14 protein-coding genes and 1 tRNA gene are annotated in these 19,795 nt (G+C 68.4%); 7 read left to right on the top strand and 8 right to left on the bottom strand.

The annotated features are described in order from the left end of the window. Positions 1 to 240: 240 nt before the first annotated feature. From AB1L88_RS13175 to AB1L88_RS13150, 6 genes are all read right to left on the bottom strand, one after another. On the bottom strand, positions 241 to 2,721 hold the full coding sequence (locus AB1L88_RS13175) for a TolC family protein (RefSeq protein ID WP_367097130.1): 2,481 nt from the start codon (positions 2,719 to 2,721) through the stop codon (positions 241 to 243). Positions 2,722 to 3,181: 460 nt separating this feature from the next. Beyond that, the gene (locus tag AB1L88_RS13170) at positions 3,182 to 4,183 is read right to left on the bottom strand and encodes a DUF1559 domain-containing protein (protein ID WP_367097129.1); all 1,002 of its coding nucleotides are present in this window, start codon (positions 4,181 to 4,183) and stop codon (positions 3,182 to 3,184) included. A 37-nt stretch (positions 4,184 to 4,220) separates the two neighbouring features. Then, positions 4,221 to 5,894 (bottom strand): cysteine peptidase family C39 domain-containing protein, encoded by a 1,674-nt coding sequence (locus AB1L88_RS13165; protein ID WP_367097128.1) that lies wholly within the window; start codon positions 5,892 to 5,894, stop codon positions 4,221 to 4,223. Between the two features lie 4 nt (positions 5,895 to 5,898). After that, positions 5,899 to 6,936 carry a hypothetical protein gene (locus AB1L88_RS13160; protein ID WP_367097127.1) on the bottom strand — a complete coding sequence of 346 codons (1,038 nt, stop codon included), beginning with the start codon at positions 6,934 to 6,936 and terminating at the stop codon, positions 5,899 to 5,901. 1,202 nt (positions 6,937 to 8,138) lie between these two features. After that, positions 8,139 to 8,468, bottom strand: coding sequence for a type II toxin-antitoxin system prevent-host-death family antitoxin (locus AB1L88_RS13155; RefSeq protein ID WP_367097126.1), 330 nt, complete (start codon positions 8,466 to 8,468; stop codon positions 8,139 to 8,141). 203 nt (positions 8,469 to 8,671) lie between these two features. Next, positions 8,672 to 8,744, bottom strand: a tRNA-Ala gene (locus tag AB1L88_RS13150). Positions 8,745 to 8,910: 166 nt separating this feature from the next. Here AB1L88_RS13150 and surE point away from each other — a divergent pair. The 3 genes from surE to AB1L88_RS13135 all read left to right on the top strand — a co-directional run bounded on the left by surE (position 8,911) and on the right by AB1L88_RS13135 (position 12,024). After that, positions 8,911 to 9,726, top strand: coding sequence for a 5'/3'-nucleotidase SurE (surE, locus tag AB1L88_RS13145; protein ID WP_367097125.1), 816 nt, complete (start codon positions 8,911 to 8,913; stop codon positions 9,724 to 9,726). Between the two features lie 88 nt (positions 9,727 to 9,814). After that, positions 9,815 to 10,423 (top strand): FKBP-type peptidyl-prolyl cis-trans isomerase, encoded by a 609-nt coding sequence (locus tag AB1L88_RS13140; protein WP_367097124.1) that lies wholly within the window; start codon positions 9,815 to 9,817, stop codon positions 10,421 to 10,423. A 353-nt stretch (positions 10,424 to 10,776) separates the two neighbouring features. Then, positions 10,777 to 12,024, top strand: a complete 1,248-nt coding sequence (locus AB1L88_RS13135) for a glycosyltransferase (protein ID WP_367097123.1) — start codon at positions 10,777 to 10,779, stop codon at positions 12,022 to 12,024. A 194-nt stretch (positions 12,025 to 12,218) separates the two neighbouring features. Here the strand turns inward: AB1L88_RS13135 and AB1L88_RS13130 are convergent, their stop codons facing one another. Next, on the bottom strand, positions 12,219 to 13,151 hold the full coding sequence (locus tag AB1L88_RS13130; protein WP_367097122.1) for a TIGR00730 family Rossman fold protein: 933 nt from the start codon (positions 13,149 to 13,151) through the stop codon (positions 12,219 to 12,221). A gap of 454 nt (positions 13,152 to 13,605) precedes the next feature. Here AB1L88_RS13130 and AB1L88_RS13125 point away from each other — a divergent pair, with 454 nt between their 5' ends. The 4 genes from AB1L88_RS13125 to AB1L88_RS13110 all read left to right on the top strand — a co-directional run bounded on the left by AB1L88_RS13125 (position 13,606) and on the right by AB1L88_RS13110 (position 18,873). Beyond that, positions 13,606 to 14,349 carry a DUF1080 domain-containing protein gene (locus tag AB1L88_RS13125; protein WP_367097121.1) on the top strand — a complete coding sequence of 248 codons (744 nt, stop codon included), beginning with the start codon at positions 13,606 to 13,608 and terminating at the stop codon, positions 14,347 to 14,349. Between the two features lie 456 nt (positions 14,350 to 14,805). Then, positions 14,806 to 16,098, top strand: a complete 1,293-nt coding sequence (locus AB1L88_RS13120) for a Gfo/Idh/MocA family oxidoreductase (RefSeq protein WP_367097120.1) — start codon at positions 14,806 to 14,808, stop codon at positions 16,096 to 16,098. Between the two features lie 537 nt (positions 16,099 to 16,635). Further along, a complete protein-coding gene (locus tag AB1L88_RS13115) occupies positions 16,636 to 17,817 on the top strand; it encodes an ADP-ribosylglycohydrolase family protein (RefSeq protein ID WP_367097119.1) in 1,182 nt (393 codons plus the stop codon). Between the two features lie 528 nt (positions 17,818 to 18,345). Continuing rightward, positions 18,346 to 18,873, top strand: coding sequence for a tetratricopeptide repeat protein (locus AB1L88_RS13110; protein WP_367097118.1), 528 nt, complete (start codon positions 18,346 to 18,348; stop codon positions 18,871 to 18,873). Between the two features lie 63 nt (positions 18,874 to 18,936). Here AB1L88_RS13110 and AB1L88_RS13105 read toward each other — a convergent pair whose 3' ends face one another. Next, on the bottom strand, positions 18,937 to 19,599 hold the full coding sequence (locus AB1L88_RS13105; RefSeq protein ID WP_367097117.1) for a hypothetical protein: 663 nt from the start codon (positions 19,597 to 19,599) through the stop codon (positions 18,937 to 18,939). Positions 19,600 to 19,795: the final 196 nt, after the last annotated feature.

Below are 19,795 nucleotides of genomic sequence, written 5' to 3'. Positions count from 1 at the left end.
CCGGCCGCTTATTGTCGTCGGACGACGGCCCCGGGTCAACAATTCTTGAATCTAGGCCCGAGGCGCGCATCGATCGGCTCTCGCCCTCGACCCGCCCGGCGTGCCGCCCCGTCGCCCGCCTTGCCCGTCGCCTCGCGCTCGCCAGGAACAATAGACACGGGGGCGGACCCGCCACGACAGGTCCGCCCCCGCGGGGGGAGCAAGAATGAGGAGAGGAGAGGAAGGACGGCTTGCCGCCGATCACCCGCCCGGGGGCAGGGGTGGCAGGTCGATCGGCGAGGTCTCGGGGATCGACTCGCTCGGCGGCAACGGGGGTAAGCCCGTGGTGTCCGCCGGGAGTGATCGCGAGGGGAGGGGAGGGAGCGAGGCAGGCTTCGTCGCCGGGCCGGTCTCGGAGATCGGGACCGATCGGCTGGCCGGGGTCAAGACCCCCGACGCCCGGCTCACGGCCGGATCCAACCGCCCGGGAGTCGAAGGCGCGGCGGAGGTCGGGGTTCGAGCCGGGGCGGGGGCGGCCCCCGACGCCAGGTTCGGGGTCGGCTCCGCCGTCACGCCCGATCCGGCATCCCGGCCGGGTGGGGTCGACGAGAGCGGGACCGGGTCGCCCACCGGCGTCGTCGGGCCGACCGGCATGGCGGGCGGGCCGAAGCTGCCGTACGGGGCCGGGAAGAACGGGCTCGGCTCCGGGGCCGTCGAGCCGGGGGTCGACATCGGCGGCAGGGGATCCTGGACCGGCGGGCTGACGACCGGCTTCGGCGCGACCGGGCCGTCCGGCTCGATCGGGATGCGCCGGTGGGCCTTCTGCTGGTCGATCGCCTGCACATACGCCTTCGGCGGCTGCGGCCCTTCGGCCACGGCGATGTTGTTATAAGCGAGCAGGGTCCCCTTGGCCTCTTCCAGCGCGGCGATCGCCGTGTTGTAGCTCGTCTTGTACCGGGCCTCGATCGCCACGGCGTTCGACCAGCGGTTGACGGCGTCGAGGTAGCGGTCGATGTTGATCGTCCCGGCCTCGAAGAACGCCTCCTGGGCCTTCAGGCGACGCTCGGCCGCCTCGCGGAGCTGCCCGGCGTACTTCAAGAGCTTGTAGTTCGCGTCCACCTCGACGAAGAACCGCGCCAGGGCGTGCACCGACTGGTGGACCGTCTGCTGCAGGAAGGACCGCTGGCGGAGCAGGGCATACTGGGCCCGCCTCGTGTCGGCCAGCGGCCTCCGGAAGCCGATCGGCATCGAGAAGGTCAGGCCGACCTGCCAGGTCTGGAAGTTGTTGTGGAAGGACGGGGCGGGATTCACCCCCGCCGCCGCCTGCTGCTGGGCGATGATCGGGTCGATCGCCAGCACCGAGCGCCCGGTCATCACCGCGAACGCCTCGTCCAGGTCCTCGCCCAGGCCGTTGAACTGGTAGAGCATGTCCAGGTTCAAGGAGGGCAAGAGCTGGTTGCGGGCGAGCAGCAATTGCAGCTCGGCCACCCGGACCAGGAGCTGCTGCTGCACGATGTCCGGCTGGTAGCTGACCAGTTGCGCCAGGCTGCTCTCCCAGTCCGGCTGCACCCGGGCGGTCGTCCAGTCGGTCACGGGCACGATCCGGCGGCCGTCGTACGGCGGCAGGCCGAGCAGCTCGCGGAACTGACGCTCGGTGGTGATCAGGTCGGCGGTCGCCTGCACCAGTTCGAGCTGGAACTGGCGGAGCTGTTCCTCGGCCTCGGCCACGTCCGGCTCAGACCCGGTGCCGACCTCTCGCTTCACCACTTCCCGCTCGTAGATCGCCTCGCCGAGCCGGACCGCCTGCTGGCGGCTCCAGTACTGCACCTGCTGCTGCGAGAGGGCCCAGTACTGCTGCTCGACCGAGCGGACCATCGCCATCACCTCGGCCTTGAACCGCCAGACCGAGGCGTCGGCGTTCAGGCGTTCGATGACGATCGGCGCCCGGTTGGCTTCCAGGCCGCTCGGCCCGGTCTGGTCCGATCCGCCCAGCAACGGCTGGCTGAATTGCAGGGTGGTCCGGGCCCCGTAGGCCGACGGGTAGGTCTGGATCGGCGAGTTGCCGTAGGTGTAGTCGACCTGGTTCGCCACCCGGAACGTGGCACCCGTGGCGGTCCGCTTCGACAGGGCGGCCTCGAAGCTGGGAACCCCCTGCGGCGCCCCCCGCTGTCGGACGAGGGCCAGGACGTTCGTCTCCGCGTCGAAGAAACCGGCCTGAATGGAGTTGTTGACCAGGAAGTCCCGGCTCTCGTAGAAGAACCGGGTGGTAAGCTGGCCATCGAACACCGACAACGCCCGGGCGATCTGCGTCTCCTGGATCGCCGGGTCGTAGATCGTCGCCAGGGTCCCGGCGCCGAGCGCCGCCCCGGCCTGGGTGTTCAACGGCGTCGGGGCGAACCCCTCGACCGGGATCCCCTGGGCACCGAGCGAGATGACGCGGATGACCTCCGAGTTGTCCATCCCGAGCTGGATGGCCTCCTCCAGGGTCATCGGCCACGGTTCCATGGCCTCGGCGTTGTCCGGCGTGCGCGGCGGCACGATGTCGGGGAGCTGTACGGGGAGGTCACTGAAAAAGGCCGCCTGCTGAACGGCGTTGTCTTCATCGGCCACGGCGGAAATCGGGTCGTGCGGGACCTGCTTCGTCTGGTCGATGTAGGGGATCCTTTGGCAACCGGCCAGGGCCAACCATGCCGCGGCCACTGCCGCTCGCACGTACCGGTTACCGAATCGGGTCAATCGCATGGCCAGACCGTCCTTGTGATTCGCGCCATGGGACGAAGGGAGTGACCCGATCGGCCGGGTCTTCGCGGTTCAGACCGCTACGAGCCATTACCGGCGACGAGCGGCCTCGCGGTCCTTCGGTCCGCCGCCCGCAGGCAATCGGCCGTTCGGGAAATGGAGCAGGACGCCCCACGCCCCTCGGGCATGATCGCCGTCTCTCGGGTTTCCCTCAATTCGACCAGGGGATGAATCGGTCGAAACAGATGTGCGTCTTGAGGGGACCTGGAAGATTCTAACGATTTTCCGGGTCGTGCCTAGGGCAACGGTCAACCGGGTCGCGCGGAGCGCAGGCCCGGCAACTCCATCAGGACACTGAAGCGGCCCCGCTTCCCGATCGAATCGCAAAAATCTTGCAATTCCACCCCCGGTCGCGGGGCCACCGTTGTTTGGATTTCCTCGATTCGAGGAATCCTGGGGGCGATCACGGACGTTCCACGATCGACTCACCCCCGGCTCGGGTGGCCATTGCTCTCCAGAGGGCCGGATCGACCCCGTCCCGGACGAAACGGGTGCTGCCATCCATGAACAGCACGTGGACGCCTCCCGGATGCGGACTCCGGGCCGACATCACCCCGGTCGCCATGTCACCGGGAATGCCGAACGGCCTCGTCATGCTGCAATCGGGATGCAACCAGTTCGGCGGGGCCACATGGTTGTACAGCGTGTCTGCAAACCGACCATCGCTCCACCACCGGCCGTTGAGGGGCCAGTGCTCCGGCGGTGCCGATCGAAGGACCGAGCAGGCGTCCCTCCCGCCATCGAGCGTCGGTTGCCTTCCTGAATTGGCAATCCCCGAGTACCAGAAGTCTCGCCTCGAATCGAAGCGATGGTCGCGGCCCGATCCCCGGAGCCGCTCGCTGAAGCCGGCCGTTTGGCTCAGGCCGTCGCTGATCTCCGAGACCCGTTTCGCTCGAATCAGCGAGAAGACCCCGCCCCCCGGCCTCCCCTCGCTCTCCACATCGTGAAGCGTCGCCCCGACGCAGGCCCGATAACTGTTGCCCGGCGACGCTCCCGAGGGGTCCGACGGGCAGAGGAAGACACCCACGACCGTTTGCACGGCCGTCTCATTCATGAAGCCCTCCGAGGGCCTTTGCAGAAGTTCCAGGTTCAGGCTCTGATAGAGCGCCTCCTGCTCCAGATACGGCAAGAGCTGCAACTGGGCCGAGAGGGTCCTTGAACTGACGGTTTCCCCCCCCGGATTTGGCATCGCCCCCGACGGGAACGCCCCGATCTGGGACTCGTGGTTCGCCATCGCCACGCCGATCTGCTTCAGATTGTTCATGCACTGCGCCCTCCTGGCCGACTCCCGGGCACGTTGCACAGCGGGGATGATGAGCGTGACCAGCAGGCCGATCACCGCCAGCACGACCAGAATCTCGATCAGCGTGAAGGCCGAGCGCTGGCGGATCGCATGGGGAACCATCACGTGACCTCATAATGCCGGGATCAGACGTCTCATGTCACTCAGAATTGCCGGCACCAATCGAGACGCCCGCAACCGGCAACCTGAGCAGGGGAGCCTCCTCGAAATCGGTCTCGATCACCAGGACCGACGTCCAGACGTCCTCGACGAGCGGCGGGGCGAGCGTCACCTCGACCGAATGCGTCAATGCCGGGAACGCATCGAATCGAACGGACTTGAGGAGTCCCTCCTCCTCGGATCGGACACCAAGGATCGAGAATTCGAGCCCCTCGCTTGAACTGACGAGGAAGGAACGCGTCACGGACTCGCCCGTCTCCCGACGCCCGATGAACAGGCGTTCCGGACGCGCGGCGACCCCCGATTCGACCCGCCAGGTCGTCGGCACCTGCAAGATCGCCCGCTCCTCATTCCCGCAGGTGAGTGCCACGGAAAGCAATCCCTTGCGATGTCCCTGCTCCTCGCCGGCGGCCACGCTCACCTGGACGCTGCCGATTCGAGCATCACCCGGGAAATCGTCCCGGGTGTGTTCCGCCGAGGAGGGCGAGACCAGCGATTCAACGCGGCAATCCATCTCGGGCAGGTCGGAACTGGCCTCGATCCGACAGGCGGCACACAGGCCGTGGTGTTCGAGGAAGACGGGGATCTCCAGTTCCTGGCGACCGCCGGGACGAATGCGACGCAGATCCAGCGAACGACGATCCGCGCGCAGAGCGTTGCGTGCTTCCCAGTGGAAGGTCGCTTGAGACACCGGTTGAACGGGATCGCTACTGTGAATCACCACCCGGGTCCCGCCGTCGTTATCGCCGTTCACCAACTGAATCGTGACGGTGAGCCTCGATTGGCCGCCCGGTTCGATCGTCTTCGAATCCACCCGGACATCGCTGCATTCGCAACTGGGGATCAACGTGTCGATCGTCACCGGTTCCTCGCCGCGATTGCGGAGCGTCACGCTCGCCTCGACGCTCTGGTTCGGTTGCATCAGCACGATGCGGCCGAGGTCCTGGAACTCCGGTTCCACCACCAGGGAAGGTGACCGAGTCCCCGGGGTCGGTCGCTCGTCGGGAGCGGTCACCGACTCGGGGGAACACCCCGCTCCGCACGAACCGGCCAGGAGGATCGCGACGGCCGCGGACCTCCGGCGAGCCAGGGAACGACCGAACCGGATGACGACGAACGCCGGCAGGGCGACTCCCAGGAAGATCAGCGCCGCCCGGACCCGGGCGTGCCAGGCCCGCCTCGCCGCAATCGACTCCTCCGGCAAGAACTCCTCCGGACCGAGGAGCAACGCCTTGCGGCTCCAGATCGATTCGAACGTGTCGATCGGCAGGTCGTACGTCGAGGGGGCATCGCAGAGGAAGACCTTGCCACCCTCAACCTTGTAGAGCAAGACATAGTGGTGATCGTTGATCACGGTCAGGCAGACGAAGCGCTCGGGACGCCAGTCGAGATTCTCGAGGCTCGTCTCCACGGCCATCGTCCTGGCCCCATACGACCGGGCAACCTCGTCGAGTTCGAGCATGGAATAGCCGTCCGGGCCCGGCTCCCCGAGCTGCTGCTCCAGTTCCTCGAACGATCCCGGACCGATTCCCAGGGCACCCAGCGCGACCATCAGGCTGTAGCTCCCGCAGTAGACGTCCTCGGGACGAGGATTCTCAGAGGAGGAAACCTGCGCCAGGAGCGTCAACGCGACCGCGCACACCGTGGGTGCCATCGGTTCAATCCTTCACGAGAAAGCCCTCGCCGGCGACGATCTCGGCGAGCCGATCGAATTCGATCCGAGGGGGCTTCACCCCGGGGTTGGGGAAATAGCGTTTCCCCGCAATCCTGTCATTGATGAAAACGTCTCGGGGGAGCATCGCGATCAAGGATCGAGGTGAGACGTCCCCCGCGGAAACCGGTCGCCGCAAATCCACCGAATCCAGCGTGATCGAGAGCGATTGGTGGAGCTTCGTGTCGCTTCCCGGCTCGAATTCCTTGAACTCGTACCGCTTGAGGATGCAGAGGCCGTCCTCATCACGACCCCATTCGTAGGAGCGTTCGACGTCCCTCTCGTCCCGGTTCGCTCCGGAATAGCGGGAATGAACGACATTGCCATCCCATTGCAAGGAGAAGGTTATGGTCGACGTGCCCCCATCGGCAATCTCTCGTGTATGACGAATGTGGCCGCCCTCACGAGCGATCGAGACGCGGTCTCCCGGGCCGATGACGGGGCCTCCTCGCGCAATCATCTCGGCCCAGCTTCGCCCGGAACTCGGGACCGGCGAACGACATCTGAACCAGAGGTCATGGGGGTTCACGTTGAGGACATGGAGCGAATGATATTCGCTGACTCGCCTGGAACGATGAAGTGTGTTCGTCTTATGGTTGTAAGCGTATGTCTGCTTCCTGTCGAAGAGGAAATACTGAGTCGGAGCCGATTCCAACGCCTCCACCAGGGGGGACCCGAAGACGTTCCGTTCATCAGGAGCCTGGGCCCGGTAGACCCAGAGAGATGTCTCTCCTTTCCAGATCGTCTTGCCCCTCGCGCGGACGGGCTGCGGGTTCAGATTGTGCGGTGCGGGAGGCGGCTGGTATTCGATGTCAAAGTCGAGCCTCCCCTCTTGATAATCGGGGGACTCCAGGTTGAGGACCTGCGCCGCCATGATCAACTGATACAGCTCGTCCTCGATCGGACTCGGCTCGCGCCCCTCGCCCCGGGCCAGACCCGAGAGTCCGAGCCAGGGGGCCAGGAGCACGACGCCTCTGAGAATCATCGGGTGCGACATCGAGACGGGTTCCGACGGGAGGAAGCCGGGCGAAATCCGGTGAACGAGGTCTCATTGAAATAAGAACCGCTCGGACCTTAGAAAACACCAGGGCCGGGAGTCGGGTCAGTCTTTCTCACGTTCTCACACGCTTCCGGCGCGCGAACCCAATCGATTTCCAAGTTATTCTCACACTTGTCCGTCTCTGGATTCCATTTGCAGGTGTAGATCACCCCACAGTCGTCATTCGGCGTCACCTGACAATCCGAAGTGGTGCTGGGATTGGTGCAATCTTCAGTTCCCGCGCCTGGCACGGGTTCCTTCCCCGTGTTAGAGTCACGTTGGCAAGAAGAAGCCGTAGAGTATCGCTCCTCGCAGCTGTCGTTTTCGTCAATCTGGCATTCGTCCACGAATTTGCATGTCCGATTTTGTTCGACACTACCACCGAAAATGCCGACCATGTCCTCGCTTGGCAGCGTGCGGCATGGCTCGTCAACGTTCGAAGAGGCTGCCGAGAAACATACCAACGCAAGCAACGCGGCTGAGCAGAGGAACATTCTTGACCGCAACGTGATGGCTGCCATGACCTGATTCTCCGCAACGTTCGCAACCTCGCCTCTGCTCGGCAAGCACGAATGGCACGGGAACGGAGGCGAGTCGAAGTGGACCCATCAATCCGTTGATGACGGTGTTCGAACCGAACCACCATGAAAGCCAATGAAATCCCGCGAATCATGCGAGACGCCAACTCGCCTTCTTCGGGTTCATCAGGAGTCTAATAAGCGGGGGGGGGGGGGGGGGAGTCAAGTTTTTTACTTGAAAAAATATCGTTCTTCAGAATCGGTTTTGTGTTGCTCCGGAAACGTAAGCAGGTCTCCCGTCTCGACTGGCAAAGCGCGGCAGGGCAGATCAGGAAGCGAGGACTGGAACCGGGTGCCGATTCCCCGTTCCTGCAAGAGCGATCTGCTCGCCCTCATGGTCCTGGACGCCAGGGCAGGAGCGTGCCGAGCCCCGTGCAGCCTCGCCCAGGGCGGCGACAGCATAAGGGCAACGGTTATTCCGCGGACGCTGTTGCAATCGAAGCGCACGCGACCGCTCGCCCGGCAGTCTCCGGTCAGACATTGCCGGCGAGCCTGGCGTGATCAGGATGCGCTCGCACGTCCTCCCGACCCCATCAAATCCACCATCTGCCTGCCTTGAGCCGTTTCGACTCAGGGTTTCTTCGGATGATGGTTGTTGCTGCTCGGCCCCGACTCGTCGATGACCTTCTGCAGATCTTCGAGCGCGATCGCGCCGACCTCGTTGCCCAGCAGGGCGCTGAGCTGCAGGCCGACGAGCGTCTCGCTCGGGTGGGAACGATCGCCGAGCATTTGCAAGAACGGTTCAGCACCGACCAACACGGCTCGGGGCCGCCCGTGGACCGTCAAGACGTAGCGAACGTCGGGATGCTGAAGTTCGTTGAGAATGGTCGGCAGATTCTGGTGCAATTCCCGACTGCCGATAATACGGACGGGGGAATCGGCCTTCTTCTGGCCTGCCATGAAACCCGGCCTCCACCGAAGTGAGCAATCTCAGAGTACAAAGAGTCCGGGCCGTCCCTGAAGCGAAGCAAGCGACCCTACCATCCTGAGCGAGATGTCACCGAGCGATTCGGTTCTCTCGAACACAGCGGCCGAATGGCCTTTGGGCCTTAACCCAAAAACGCCGGAGCAAGAAGTCCGGCGATGGATGAACGTGATTCGAGTGGAGGATAGGGGACTTGAACCCCTGACCTCTTGCATGCCATGCAAGCGCTCTCCCAACTGAGCTAATCCCCCGTGCGTTGTGTTTGGTAAGTTAACAGGTCGGCTCGGGAAAGTCAACGGTCCGGAGGCCGAAGGTTTTCATCTTCTGCGCGATTCCCGGAAAATTGGCCGGTCCCCGCAGGAAACCCCGACATCAATCGCAACGAATCCCGCCCACATTCCCACGGATCGCCCCCCCATGGACCCCGCCACGACCGCCGATCGACGCGTGCCGCCCGCCCACCTGGTCCTGACCAACGACGACGGGATCGACGCCCCCGGGCTCGACGCCCTCCGCATCGCCGCCGAGCCGATCGGCGAGGTCCGGGTGGTGGCCCCGGCCGACCCCTGGTCGAGCAAGGGCCACGCCGTCACCGCCGGGGGAGAGCCGATCCGCGTCGAGCGGCGGGGCCCGAACCGGGTCGCCGTCGGCGGCACCCCGGCCGATTGCGTCCGCCTGGCCCTGCACCACCTGGCGCCGGGGCCCGCCTGGGTGCTGGCCGGGATCAACCGGGGCGGCAACCTCGGGGCCGACGTCCACCACTCGGGCACGGTCGCCGCGGCGCGTGAGGCCGTCCTGCACGGCTTCCCGGCCATCGCCGTCTCGCACTACATCCGGCGCGATCGGCCCCTCGACTGGCACCGCGCCGCCTCCTGGACCAGGCGGGTGCTCGAAATCCTCATGGACCGCCCGTGGATCCCCGGGACCCTCTGGAACGTGAACCTCCCGCATCCGGGGCCCGACGGGCCCGACCCCGAGCTCGCCTTCTGCCCGATCGACCCCTCCCCCTTGCCGCTCGGCTTCGCCGTCGACGGGGACGAGGCGACCTATAATGGCGACTACCACGGCCGGCCTCGCGTGCCCGGGGCCGACGTCGAGACCTGCTTCGGCGGCCGCATCGCCATTTCCTGCCTGCGGATCCTGCCCGATCCGGCCCAGGTCATCGGCACACCGACCGAGGTCATCGCCTTCCCGACCGACCGACCCGGCGCATCGGGGCCGCACCGGCGGTAGAATGGACCGTCGTCCGGGCAACCGGACCGGATCGGGGATCATTCTTCCTTTCCCCCCAACCTTGGCGCAACGGGAGCAACGGAGAATCATGACGACACCCCTTCGACGATGGTCGCTGTGGGCCATCGCCGCGGCGACGGTCGCCCCGGCCGGTTGTGGCCAGCCGCCCCCGATGGTTCCGATGACCCCCGCGGGAGTCGGGGGCGACCCCCTGGCGGTCAATTTCGACGACGAGCAGTACAAGGCCCGCGCCCTCGGCGAGACGCCGCCGTCTCGCGAGTCGACCGTCGCCTCGTCGGTCCCCGCGCCCGGCGACCTGCCCCAGATCGTCCGCGAGCCGACCGAGGTCGGCCAGGAAGTCGAGCTGGAGAACGGCCTCCGCTACACCACCCTCAAGGCCGGCGACCCCGAAGGCCCGAGGGCCGAGGTGGGCAAGTCCGTCACCGTCTTCTACCGGGGCTCGCTCGCCAATGGCACCGAGTTCGACTCGAACATGGGGGGCCAGCCCACCACCTTCCCCCTCAACCCGGGCAGCCTGATCCAGGGGTGGATCGAGGGGATCCCCGGCATGCGGGTCGGCGAGCGCCGCCGCCTGATCATCCCCGCCCAGCTCGGTTATGGCGATCGCGGTTCCCCGCCGAAGATCCCCCCCAACTCCGAGCTGACCTTCGAGGTCGAACTCGTCGGCGTGCGTTGAGCCACTTGCGAGCCTCGCTCGCTCGGTCCGATGACGCTGCTGCCCCCCACCATCCTCTCCCCCGCGTTCTCGATTGATCAATTCAATCTGCCGCACCCTCTCCCCGCGGGCGGGGAGAGGGCCGGGGTGAGGGGTCCTCGGCCAGGACTCCACTCTTTGCGAGCCGAGAAACCGACCACGCCAACCCGGAATCCCTTCGATGGGTTTCCGGCCCGGTCCGCCTTGCGTGATCCGGCCGCCTCGGCTACGTTCCCCACCTCGAATCCCGCTCGAACACCCGGGAAGCCGCGCAGGGATCCGCGCGCCGAATGACCTTAAGAAGACACCGCATCGCTTGCGAAGGAGAGGCCGGCATGGACGCGGGCCCGCACGTTCCCCCCAGAGCCTCGACGCCCGGGCGGCCATCGCCCGATCCGGACGTCCGCGCCGCCCTCGTCCACGACTGGCTGACCGGCATGAGGGGCGGCGAGAAGTGCCTGGAGATCCTCTGCCGGGCCTTCCCCGACGCCCCCCTGTACACGCTCATCCACGACCGCGGCCGGATGAGCCCGGCGATCGAGTCGATGAGCATCCGCACGTCCCCCTTGCAGCGGATCCCGGGCGTCCTGCGGCACTACCGCCACCTGCTCCCGCTCATGCCCCTGGCCGCGCGGTCGTGGCGGCCCGAGTCGGTCGACGTGGTCATCAGCCTGAGCCACTGCGTGGCCAAGGCCGTCCGCGTCCCCCCCGGCGTGCCGCACCTCTGCTACTGCTTCACCCCCATGCGCTACGCCTGGGACGGCCGCGCCGCCTACCTCGACGGCTGGAGCGGCAAGCCGGTGCGCAAGGCCATGGCCGGCGCGGCGCTCGACCGCCTCCGCGCCTGGGACCGGGCAACCGCCCGGGGCGTCTCGCAGTTCGTGGCCATCTCCGAGACCGTCCGCCGGCGGATCGCCCGCTGCTACGGGAGAGACAGCCGCGTCATCCCCCCCCCCGTCGATACCGACTTCTACACGCCCGACCCGGCCGCCCGGCGCGACGGCCCGTATCTCTGCGTCTCGGCCCTCGTGCCGTACAAGAAGCTCGATCACGCCGTCGCCGCCTGCTCGGCCTCGGGCCGCCCCCTGGTGGTCATCGGCTCCGGCCCCGAGCGGGCCCGCCTGGAGAAACAGGCCGGGCCTTCCGTCCGCTTCCTCGGCTGGCAATCCGATGAGGTCATCCGAGACCACTACCGGCGCTGCCGCGCCTTGCTCTTCCCCGGCGAGGAGGATTTCGGCATCGTCCCGGCCGAGGCCCTCGCCTGCGGAGCCCCGGTCATCGCCCTGAACCGCGGCGGCGTGGCCGAGACGGTCGACCCCCGCGTCGGCTGGCTCTTCGACGAACCTGGGCCCGAGGCCCTCTGCCGGGCCATCGAAGGGTTCGAGGCCGCAGGCCGGCCGCACGACCCCTCGCTCGCCCGCCGCAAGGCCGAGGCCCTCGCGCCCGACGTCTTCCGCGATCGCCTCCTGGGACTCATCGACGAGATCCGGTCGTCGCCGACCGCGATCCCCGTCCCCCACGTCCCGATCCTCCCCGGCTCGCCCCGCGACCACCTCCGACGCCCCGGCCGGGTCGCCGGCTGATCGCGGGCCCGGCCGGCCTCGGCGCCCGCCGGGAAGGCCCCGAGACCGAGCCGTCTCGTCCTGTCCTCGTCATCCCAGATCGCCTCAGCCGGCGACCGTCGGGTGCCGCAAATCCCGCACGAGGCATGCGTCCGGGGCCGAACCCGGGGCACCCGACGACGGGGGTCGAGGAACGTCATCCGGGCCATGCGGCATCACTGGCCGTCGGCCTTGCCCGGGGCCCGATCCGCCGCCTCCGAGTCCGACGGGTCGGCGCCGAGCCTGGCCCCTTCCGACCGCTTGCTGCTCTCGCCGCAGCGTTTGTTGTAGCAATCGACGAGCGTCTCGCAGACCTCGTCGAGCGAGTCGGTCACGACCAGCAGGTTCAGGTCCTCGGGCGAGATCATCCCGGCCGGCAGCATCGTCTGCTCGATCCAGTCGAGCATGCCCCGCCAGTAGTTCGAGTCGTACAGGATGATCGGGAATCGGTTGATCTTCGTCGTCTGCACCAGGGTCAACGCCTCGAACAGCTCGTCGAGCGTGCCGAACCCGCCGGGGAAGATCACGAACCCCTCGGTGTACTTCACGAACATCGTCTTGCGGACGAAGAAGTACCGGAAGTTGATCGAGAGGTTCGAGTAAGGATTGCACATCTGTTCGAATGGCAACTCGATGTTGCACCCGATCGACAGCCCGTCGGCCTCGGAGGCCCCCCGGTTGGCCGCCTCCATCAGGCCGGGGCCGCCGCCGGTGATGACGGCGAAGCCCGTCTCGGCCAGCTTCCGGCCGAGCGACCGGGCCGCCTCGTACCAGGGGTGGTCCTCCTTGATCCGGGCCGAGCCGAAGACCGCGACCGCCGCCCCCACCTCGGCCAGGGCGTTGAAGCCCATGACGAACTCCCCCTGGATCCGGAGCACGCGCCAGGGGTCGGTGTGCGTGAACTGCCCTTGCTCCGGGGCCAGCGGGGCGGGGGCCTCGGGCCTCGGGTGGTTCAGCAGCTCCTCGTCCTCGGTCGGCTGCCGATGGGCCCGCGACCGCTGCCGGGCGTGCCGGCGGCGGAGGGAGTCCAGATCCTGCAAGGGAGCCCCTCGCCCGGTGCCCGGGCCCTGGGGATCGGGGGTCGCTCCGTTCGGGTCGCGTCGCGCCATGGTCGCTGCGTCCTCCTGCCTGGGCCGTTCGCCTCGCAACTCGCGGATCGCGAACGGCTTCCTGCGGGGTTGGTTCCCTCGGCCCGGCCGGCCGGCACGACCTCGTCGACCCGGACGGCCCTCGGCCTCCATCATACCGACCTCGCCGGCACCGTGCCCCCGGACCGCGGCCGAGCCGCAGAACGCACGCCGGGAATCCGATAGACGAATGAAAGAATTCGAGCGAGTTTGACCCCACCGCCTTCGGCCCGATCCGGGGCCCGGGCCGCGAAATCTCTCCCGAGCCCGAAGCGGCGTCGAACCAACGGGTTGAGGCACGAGGCCGGCCTTCCGGCCGACCAGCCGCTTGACGCCGCCGACCTCTGCCGACACCATGATCCCGAACGCCGGCCATCATTCCTCCGGGGTCTGATCGGCCGGAATCGCTTCCGACGACTCCGTGGAGCCCCAGACCATGCGGTCGACGATCGGGATGGGATCCCTGGCCGTCTTCCTGGCGCTTTCGACGCCGGGATTCGCCCAGTTCGGTGGCCTCGGCGATCTCGAGATCGCCCGACCCGAGGACCTCCAGCACGTCGAGTCGGTCCCCCCTCCCGAGGGGGCCATCATCCTCTTCGACGGCTCGAACCTCGACGAATGGGTCCAGATCGACGGGCAGCCGCCCGCCTGGACGCTGGTCGGAGGGGACGCCATGCAGGCCCCGGCCCGCGGCGGCGACTTCGGCCTCAAGACCCGACGCACCTTCGACGGCCATTATCGCCTGCACGTCGAGTTCCGCGTCCCCTACCAGCCCGAGCTCGCCGGCCAGGCCCGCGGCAACAGCGGCGTGTACAACCAGGGCCGATACGAGGTGCAAATCCTCGACAGCTACGGCCTCGCCCAGCCCCAATCCAACGACTGCGGCGCGATCTACGAGGTCGCCGCCCCCCGGGTCAACGCCTGCAAGGCCCCGACCATCTGGCAGAGCTACGACATCGAATTCCACGCCCCGGTCTTCCGAGACGGCCAGAAGGTCGAACCCGCCCGGATGACCGTCCACCACAACGGCGTCCTGATCCACGACCATGTCCCGATTCCCGTCGACAACACCCGGTCCGGCCTCGGCGGCGACCCGAGCACCCCGGGGCCGCTCCACCTCCAGGACCATTCCGATCCGGTCCAGTTCCGCAACATCTGGCTCGTGCCCCTCGACGATTGACGTGACCCGACTCGTGCCGAAACCGAACTCGAAACCGCATCGAACGGGCCCGGGCACCCGACCCGGCCGAACTGCCGACCGCCGCCGCTGACGACGCATCCTGCTCCCGCACCCGCGGCCGACCGTCGCCGCGGCTCCCGCACCCGGAGGGAGCCCGGCCCGATCGTCCCGTCGGGGATCCCCGACCCTCGCAGGCCGCGTCGACGATCGCCCGACCCTTGCCCTTCGCCGTTTCTGCCCATGTTCGAGCGATCCTCCCGTGACCAGGCCCCTTTCCGTTCATGTGATGCCCTTGAGACGACTTCTGGCGATGTTTGACCCGAAGCGCCGGCCCCACCCGGTGCGACATGCCCAAGCGATGGTCGGTCGATCGGGCTCCGGCGCCGATCTCCCGAGGCGTCCTGTCCGCGCCCCGGGTCCGTTGCGAGGCTTCCGCTCTGTTGGAGACGACCTGAGATGAAAAACACCGAACACTTCGCTCCGAATCGTCGCCAATTCCTGGGGGGCCTCGCCGGCCTCGGCCTCGCCTCGGCCTTCCCGACCGTCGTCCCCGCCCGGGCCTTCGGCGCCTCGGAACGGGTCCGGGTCGGGTTCATCGGCGTCCGCAACCAGGGCTCGAACAACCTGAAGGCGATCCTCGGCCGTGACGATGCCGAGGTCGCCGCCCTCTGCGACGTCGATTCCGGGGTCCTCGCGAAGGCCCTGGGCCTGGTCGCCGAGCGGGCCGGATCGCCCGTGCCCACTGCCTCCGATTATCGAGAATTGCTCGACCGGCCCGACATCGACGCCGTCCTGATCACCACCCCCGACCACTGGCACGCCCTGCCGACCGTCGACGCCTGCAAGGCCGGCAAGGACGTCTACTGCGAGAAGCCCCTGTCGCTGACCGTCGCCGAGGGCCGCGCCATGGCCTCGGCCGCCCGGACGCACGACCGCGTCGTCCAGACCGGCAGCCAGCAACGCTCCAGCGGCGAGTTCCGCCGCGCGGCCGAGGCCATCCGCAACGGCCGGCTCGGCACCCTCCGCCGGGTCGTCGTCGGCCTCCCCGGGGTCAATTTCGAAGGCCCCCCCGTGCCCGACGCCGAGCCCCCGGCCGAGCTCGACTACGACACCTGGCTCGGCCCCGCGCCGTTCCGCCCGTTCAACCCGAAGCAGGTCCACTACAACTTCCGCTTCTTCTGGCCCTACTCCGGCGGCCAGATGACCAACTGGGGCGCCCACCACCTCGACATCGTCCAGTGGGCCCTCGGGCGCGACGAGTCCGGCCCGAGCCGGGTCGACCCCGTCTCCGTCTCCTATCACCCCGAATCCTGGTACGAGGTCCCGACCACCAGCGAGGTCGTCTACACCTACGACGACGGCCTGCAGGTCCGCTGCCGCCAGGGGCTCGGCGACCCGAACGGCATCCGCTTCGAGGGGTCCGACGGCTCGCTCTTCGTGGCCCGCGGCAAGCTGGAAGCCGACCCGAAGGAGATCCTCGACGAGCCTTCGGGCGCCGACGCGACCCGCCTGGAGGTCAGCCGCAACCACTTCGAGAACTGGATCGCCTGCATCAAGGACCGCAACCGGCCGATCTGCGACGTCGAGATCGGCCACCGATCGGCGACCGTCTGCCACCTGGGCAACATCGCCGCCCGGCTCGGCCGGCCGATCTCCTGGGATCCGGCCCGCGAGACGATCGCCGACGACGACGAGGCCGCCGCCATGCTCTCCCGACCCTACCGGGCCCCCTGGTCCCTGACGGGCTAGCCGGCCTCGGGGCATCGCGTCGTCAATCACAGACCAGTCGGGGGCCGCTCTCGATCCGGCCCTCGTCCTGGACCGAGTCAGTGATCGAAACGTTCAGGACCCGCCCGGGCCTCCATCCGCCCGGGCAGGCCCAGAGGGAAGGGAGACCGTCCGTGGTGTGGTTCGTTCGACAACGGTTTGGGACGCCCGGATTGCCCGGACCAGTCGGATCCGATCGGTCGCGACAACGCGATTGGACCTCGATCCGCTTCCTCGGATCCGGGGCTCACCGTCGCCGAGGGCGCAGGCCGATGGAAGGGTACACGCCACGAGGCGAGGGCCGCGATCGCGAGGCATGTCATGTCTGATCCGCGAGGCCGTCACGGCTCGAATCCGGGCCGTCCATCGCGCCGAAGTGACCATCACGGGGCGACCCCGACCGACTCCCAGGACGACCCGCCCCCCCACGTTCCGGTCGCTTCGGGCCAACCCGTTGACCCCCAAGCCGATTCGAACCCCGGCCGCCCGCCGTCGGGGGATCGCAAGGAGCCGATTCGTATGCCGCTGTCGACCCTTCTGGACCGGGCGCGAGGATCCTTGCTCGGCCTGGCCGTCGGCGACGCCCTGGGGGCACCGCTCGAGGGGCTCAGCCCCCAGCAGATTCGCGCCCACTACGGCACGGTCGTCGATTACGTCGATGGCGCCCGGGCCTGGAAACGCAAGCCCTTCCGCTGGCGGCTCCCCGGCCTCTACACCGACGACACCCAGCAGGCCCTCGCCCTGACCGAATCCCTCCTCGCGCGGGGGGCGGTCGACGCCGACTACCTGGCCGCCCTCTACCTCGACCTGGCCAACCCCCGCAACGGCTACGCCGGGGCCCACCGGGGCGTCGGCCGCAGCTTCCGGCTGGTCCTCGAGCAGCTCGACCGCGGCCGACCCCCGCTCGAGTGCGGGCAGGACTCCGCCGGCATCGGCGCCGCCATGCGGATCGCCCCGGCCGCCGTCGCCTTCCTCGACGACCCCGACGGCCTCTTCGACGCCGTCATGACCGCCAGCCTGATGACCCACCGCGACATCCGCAGCCTCTCGGGCGCCTTCGCCGTCGCCGCGGCCGTCCGCCGCCTCCTGGCCCTCGAGCCCCGGTCCGCCAGCCTTTTGTTCCGCGTCGCGGGCGACGTGGCCGCCGCCGAGACCCGGATCGCCGAGCAATTCGGCCACGCCGTCGACTCGATCGACGAGCACGGCCGCAGCCTCTCCCGGGCCATCGCCAACGTCGAGTCCCTCCTCGACCTTCCCCGGCCCGAGGCCCTCGCCGCCCTCGTCGAGGAGGCCAACGCCCACGGCGCCCGCCCGGTCTGCAAGCGGCCGACGATGGGCTTCCCCCCGGCCTGCATCCCCACCTGCTTCTACCTGCTGCTCACCACCGAATCGCTCGAAGAGGCCCTGATCGACGTCGTCAACCTGGGCGGCGACGCCGACTCGGCCGGAGCCATCCTCGGCGCCCTGGCCGGGGCCCACTACGGCCTCGACGCCCTCCCCGGCCGCTGGCTCGACGGCCTCCGCAACCGCGACGGCATCGACCTCCGCGCCCAGGCCCTCGCCCTCGGCTCCTCGGCCGGCCTCGACATCCCCGACCTCGTCTCCACCGAACGCCGCCTCAGCGACGAGGAAGCCCTCTGCCGCGAGAAGCTCCTGCCCCCCAACCAGCACGGCGGCATGAACATCCGCCCCCCTCGCTGATCCGGTTGTCGCCGCCGTTGCTCGTCTCCCCCCGGCCGCCGAGGGGGAGACGAAAACATCCCCGACCAGGTGCAGGAGCCAGGTTCAACCCTCGCCCCCGCTCGCGAGGGCGAGGGTGGCCGAAGGCCGGGTGAGGGGGCGGTCGGCGAGGACGCCCAGGCTTGTGATCCGGACGGGCCCCCCTCACCCCGGTCCTCTCCCCGAACGCGGGGAAAGGGAGACAGAGCGATTCCAACCCTCGCCCCCGCCTTGCGCACGAACCGGGAAGAGGGTCGCCGAAAGTCGGGTGAAGGCGAGCAGTGATCGAGGTCAACCCGCCTCTCCGCCCCTGAAACGTCTCGTGCGCCGAGTTCGTGCCAACCCGTTGGACTCATCCGCTTCACCGCGACGCGTTCCATCACGCCGATCGCCCGATCTCGGCACGCCCGGCCCGATCTCATCGCGATCCCGCGTTCGCTTCCCCGATCCCGATCGGTGGGATAGAATACCCGTTGACGTCCTTGCGGATCAGGCAGAGGGTGGCGTGTCATGGCTGGCGTGAAACTCGACCCGACCATCCGTCGGCTCCGCGAGGCCGAGGGGTTCCTCGAACTCGGCATGCCGTCCCATGCGCTCGCAATCCTCCAGGCCCGGCCCGACTGGGCCACCATGCAGTTCGAGGCCAGTTATCTGACCGGCGAGGCTCTCCGAGAGCTGGGGCGCCACCGAGAGGCCCTCGACTTCCTCGAGACCGCCGCCCGGCTCCGGCCCGAGAACCTGATGGTGGCCGTCGCCCTCGGCTGGTGCTACAAGCGTACGCACCGCCTCGCCCAGGCGATCGACGCCCTGACCCGCCCCCGCCGGTCGAACCCGACGGAGCCGTTGCTCTCCTACAACCTCGCCTGCTACTGGAGCCTCGCCGGCAATCTCGACCGCTGCCTCCAGGAGCTGGCCCTCGCCCTGCAACAGCAACCGGCCCTCCGCGCCCTGATCGCCGACGAGTCCGACTTCGACCAGGTCCGCGACCATCCGGCCTTCCGCCGCCTGGCCGACGAGGACCGGCCAGGCGACCCGTGATCCCGGGCCCCGCATCCGAGGGATGAAGGGGAGCAGGCACGCCCCGTTCCGCGCCGGATCATCTCAGCGCGTCGCCCGCTCCGAGCCCGCCGCCGAGGCCTGCTGCTCGATCACCTCGAAGGGCGATCCGATCATCGCCAGCCATCGCAGCCGCTGATCCTCGGTCAAGACGCCGACGGCGTCGCGGTGCATCCGGTGGTGGGCCGTGATCGGGGCCTCGCCGGGGGCGGCCCCCTGGTTCAGCGTCGCGACGATCCGGCGCTGCTGGTCCTCGGTCAGTTCCAGGCTCGCGGCGATCGTCGGCCGAGACACCAGGGCCGAGGCCCCTTGCCATTGCAGGTCGACCTGGGCCAGCCTCGCCTGCTGCTCGTCCGACAGGTTGGCCGCGATCCACTGCTGCGCGGCCTCGTCCACCGCCCGACGCGCGGCCACGGCATCCGGGCCCGATTGCCCCCGGAGGCTGGCCGCCTGGGCCAGCAACTCGGCGATCGCCCGTTCCAACGCCACGGCCTGCTCGGGAGTGATCGCCAGCTCGCGCTGGATGTCCTGCCGGCTGAGCAGCAAGACCGGCGACAGCCGGGCCCCGATCGCCTCGTCCGGAAGCTGCCAGGACGATGCCCCGGATCCCGGACCTGCACCCGCCCCCGCGTCCTGCCCCGTCCCGGATGCCGACAGGGCCATGCCCATCGCCACCGCCGCCGCGATCGTAAGCGCTCCGAACCGCATGGGGCCGACTCCGTTCTGAGTTCCCGAATCCAAAAGGCAGAGGGACCCTGACCCTTCGCCCCCGTCGGGTCGATGCCCCTCCCGTCCCGGCGCAATCGGTCGTCCGCGACGGTCCGCAGGGCGAGCCTCCTTATACGGGGGATCGCCCCGCCGGAGAACCCCAGCCTCCCCGAACCGTGCCGCTCCCCCTCACGAA

Origin of the sequence: Tautonia sp. JC769, from assembly GCF_040717455.1 — a bacterium.
GTDB lineage: Bacteria > Planctomycetota > Planctomycetia > Isosphaerales > Isosphaeraceae > Tautonia.
Note: the sequence above shows the minus strand (reverse complement) of the source record. Positions and strands in the feature narration are given on the sequence as shown.

Coding starts and splice junctions, on each gene's coding strand:
- AB1L88_RS13170 (WP_367097129.1), bottom strand. CDS start 4,183: ATGGTTCCCCATGCGATCCGCCAGCGCTCGGCCTTCACGCTGATCGAG.
- AB1L88_RS13110 (WP_367097118.1), top strand. CDS start 18,346: ATGGCTGGCGTGAAACTCGACCCGACCATCCGTCGGCTCCGCGAGGCC.
- AB1L88_RS13135 (WP_367097123.1), top strand. CDS start 10,777: ATGGACGCGGGCCCGCACGTTCCCCCCAGAGCCTCGACGCCCGGGCGG.
- AB1L88_RS13125 (WP_367097121.1), top strand. CDS start 13,606: ATGCGGTCGACGATCGGGATGGGATCCCTGGCCGTCTTCCTGGCGCTT.
- surE (WP_367097125.1), top strand. CDS start 8,911: ATGGACCCCGCCACGACCGCCGATCGACGCGTGCCGCCCGCCCACCTG.
- AB1L88_RS13175 (WP_367097130.1), bottom strand. CDS start 2,721: ATGCGATTGACCCGATTCGGTAACCGGTACGTGCGAGCGGCAGTGGCC.
- AB1L88_RS13165 (WP_367097128.1), bottom strand. CDS start 5,894: ATGGCACCCACGGTGTGCGCGGTCGCGTTGACGCTCCTGGCGCAGGTT.
- AB1L88_RS13105 (WP_367097117.1), bottom strand. CDS start 19,599: ATGCGGTTCGGAGCGCTTACGATCGCGGCGGCGGTGGCGATGGGCATG.
- AB1L88_RS13155 (WP_367097126.1), bottom strand. CDS start 8,468: ATGGCAGGCCAGAAGAAGGCCGATTCCCCCGTCCGTATTATCGGCAGT.
- AB1L88_RS13115 (WP_367097119.1), top strand. CDS start 16,636: ATGCCGCTGTCGACCCTTCTGGACCGGGCGCGAGGATCCTTGCTCGGC.
- AB1L88_RS13130 (WP_367097122.1), bottom strand. CDS start 13,151: ATGGCGCGACGCGACCCGAACGGAGCGACCCCCGATCCCCAGGGCCCG.
- AB1L88_RS13160 (WP_367097127.1), bottom strand. CDS start 6,936: ATGATTCTCAGAGGCGTCGTGCTCCTGGCCCCCTGGCTCGGACTCTCG.
- AB1L88_RS13120 (WP_367097120.1), top strand. CDS start 14,806: ATGAAAAACACCGAACACTTCGCTCCGAATCGTCGCCAATTCCTGGGG.
- AB1L88_RS13140 (WP_367097124.1), top strand. CDS start 9,815: ATGACGACACCCCTTCGACGATGGTCGCTGTGGGCCATCGCCGCGGCG.